Source organism: Streptomyces lacrimifluminis, assembly GCF_014646095.1.
Lineage (GTDB): Bacteria > Actinomycetota > Actinomycetes > Streptomycetales > Streptomycetaceae > Streptomyces > Streptomyces lacrimifluminis.
Window position 1 is genome coordinate 1 of sequence record NZ_BMMU01000097.1, and the last position, 2448, is coordinate 2448.

General features: G+C 60.9%; 3 protein-coding genes and 1 pseudogene. 2 read left to right on the forward strand and 2 right to left on the reverse strand.

The window, feature by feature from the left end; all coding sequences use genetic code 11:
• Positions 1-861: 861 nt before the first annotated feature.
• A complete protein-coding gene (locus IEY89_RS40035; RefSeq protein ID WP_189152436.1) occupies positions 862-1215 on the reverse strand; it encodes a hypothetical protein in 354 nt (117 codons plus the stop codon).
• Positions 1212-1514 (reverse strand): hypothetical protein, encoded by a 303-nt coding sequence (locus tag IEY89_RS40040; protein ID WP_189152437.1) that lies wholly within the window; start codon positions 1512-1514, stop codon positions 1212-1214. The genes IEY89_RS40035 and IEY89_RS40040 overlap by 4 nt, the downstream gene beginning before the upstream one ends.
• Before the next feature lie 247 nt (positions 1515-1761).
• Here IEY89_RS40040 and IEY89_RS40045 point away from each other — a divergent pair, with 247 nt between their 5' ends.
• Together IEY89_RS40045 and IEY89_RS40050 are read left to right on the forward strand one after the other, a co-directional pair.
• Positions 1762-1986: a helix-turn-helix domain-containing protein gene (locus IEY89_RS40045; RefSeq protein ID WP_189152438.1), complete on the forward strand. Its 225-nt coding sequence runs from the start codon at positions 1762-1764 to the stop codon at positions 1984-1986.
• Positions 1986-2400, forward strand: a pseudogene (locus IEY89_RS40050) (tyrosine-type recombinase/integrase); the annotation flags it as partial. The gene IEY89_RS40045 and the pseudogene IEY89_RS40050, both read left to right, overlap by 1 nt.
• Positions 2401-2448 lie beyond the last annotated feature (48 nt).

The window sequence follows — 2448 nt, forward strand, 5'->3', positions numbered from 1 at the left end:
GCCTCGCTCGTTGTGCTTCGTGGACCGTCACCTGATCGGTGGCCAGCTCGAAGAAGCTCACTCAACAGGCAGAGGGGCCTGGCATCACCGCGCGCGCACCACGGCCTGAGCCGTTGCTAGCGGTTCTCCGTCATCGTGCAGCTGAGCAGCTACAACACACCTCAGCAGATCTCCTGTGAGCTTGAACGCCATCTCGGAGGACCCTCGTCGAACCCAGCGCAGTCAACGCGCAGCGCCCGACAGGCAAAGCCTCGGCCGCACTATCCCAGGCCAGCCCATCGAGCGCAGCATTGGCGAAGTCGCGTGGCAATCCAGCCACCAATGGACGACCAAGCTCATTGCTGCACCCGGCAGTCGCATCAAGATCCATCGGCTCACCTTACGGAACTTCGAACAAGGCCCCCGACGCCTGAGAGCCCAGCGAAAACCCGGCCCCCAACAAGGCTCTCATCGTCATCCCGCCAAGCGCCTGACTCAGTTTCACGACCGCCCACACAGCACGTCCAGGCTCGGAGGAAGCAGGACGTTCGCACTGTGCTACATACACACCGACATACTCAGCGGACACCTCGTCCGGCCGAACCTGCGGCACGACGGCCGCATTCCACAATGATCACCGCGACTCCATTCCCCACGCGTCACACCGCGCCCGCCGAAAGCAGAATCGGCGATCGGTGACGCAGCCAGTAGATCACAGGGATTAAGCCGTCTCGCTCTTCAGACAGACGAGCTCTTCGATGAAACTCAGGCAGACCTGCAAAGCGAGGTCCAAGTCCGGTCTGATAGCGGAGCACCACCACGTGGGTCGCCGAGCGTTCCGGTCAGTCGTCTTCTGCAGAGAAGAATCAGGGTTCGAATTCTTCAGCGCTCAAGATATCCACTGCCGAGACCCAGGTATGTGTCGTCATCATCAACGACACATACCCGCCGCTCAGAAACTGCAGCCACGATCACTTTCGCCACCTCTAGCGCCTGGTAGTCGATTATGAAGCCGACCCATTTTCCGATTAGCTTCTCAATGAGAGAAATCTCGTCAGACTCATACTCCCTCTCAAGTTCACCAGCCGAATCTGGTTCGATCCATGCGAGACCACCTGTCCACGAGACCAGGATGCGCTCACCCTGAAACTCTGCATCAATTCCTTTCCCGAGCAACTGATCACAGACTTCCGCAATAGTTACACTCCGCGCCACGCACACGATCAATGATTTCATGGAGAAATAACCGACAGCAAATCATCCAGCGATGTCACGCCGATTCCACCTCGACCGTTGACTTCTTTAGCCACACTCGGACGCAATTTGGGACCATAAACAATCACCGGTTTGATATTCCCTTGCTGAGTACGAGTCACCTGTGCGCCCACACCTTTTCCTGGGCCCGCCTTGACTTGGATGATGGCATTCTTCAGCTCGATATCAAAGTCTGTCAGCGTGGACCCATCAGGACGTTTGGTCAAAACGTTCACATCATCAACGAGGCCAGGATACTTGGCTTCAATTGCGTTAGCCACGTCACCGACAAGCGGGTCATCCGACGTAAAGGTCCTTGACCCGCTAGACGAAGCAGAGGATTTACTGTTCGCCTGGTTCAGCGCCTTGTTACGCCGACCTGCCCGAGACCGACCCGACGACCACGCTCGTCGTCGGTCATTGGGACTACCTCGGCTCGGGCTACAGCCCCGGTGCTGCCCTCCTCGCGGCCGACGTCTGGCATCGCAAGGAACTTCAACGGCAGTTCGCGGCAGAAGGGGGCCGCTGATGGCCTCACCCCCGCTCGCAGTCCTCCACGCGGAAGCGGCCCCTGCCCTGGATCTGCTCACGGTGCCCCAGGTGATGGCCCGCCTCCAGCTCGGCCGCACCGCCGTCTACGACCTCCTCCACAGCGGCCAACTCGCCTCGATCACCCTCGGCCGCGCCCGCCGCATCCCCACCCACGCCCTCACCGACTTCATCCGCACCCGCCTTGAAAAGGAAGCCGCCTGATGTCCGCACCCCGCGACACCCCCGCCTCCCGCCGCGTCCGCGCCAACGGCGACGGAACCGTCTACCAAACGTAAGGACAAGCGCTGGGAAGCCGCCGGATACGTCCTCGCCCCCGGCAACACCCGCAAACGCATCCACGTCTACGGCACCACCCGGAAGGAAGCCCTGGCCAAACTCACCGAGAAGATCGCCGCCAGTAACCGCGGCCTCCCCGCGCCGTCCGCGCAGGGCAGCCTGGCCGCGTATCTGGCGTACTGGCTTCAGAGCGTCGCCGTCCATCAGCTCCGGGAGAACACCCACACCCGCTACACCGCCGTTGCCCGGCTCTATTTGATCCCCGGCCTCGGGCGGAAGAAGCTCGCCAAGCTCACCGCCAAGGATGTGCGCACCTGGCTTGCTGGTAAGAGAGCAACTGATCTGGTTTACAGGTGATTTGGGGCGTTCGTAGTGACTGTGGCGGCG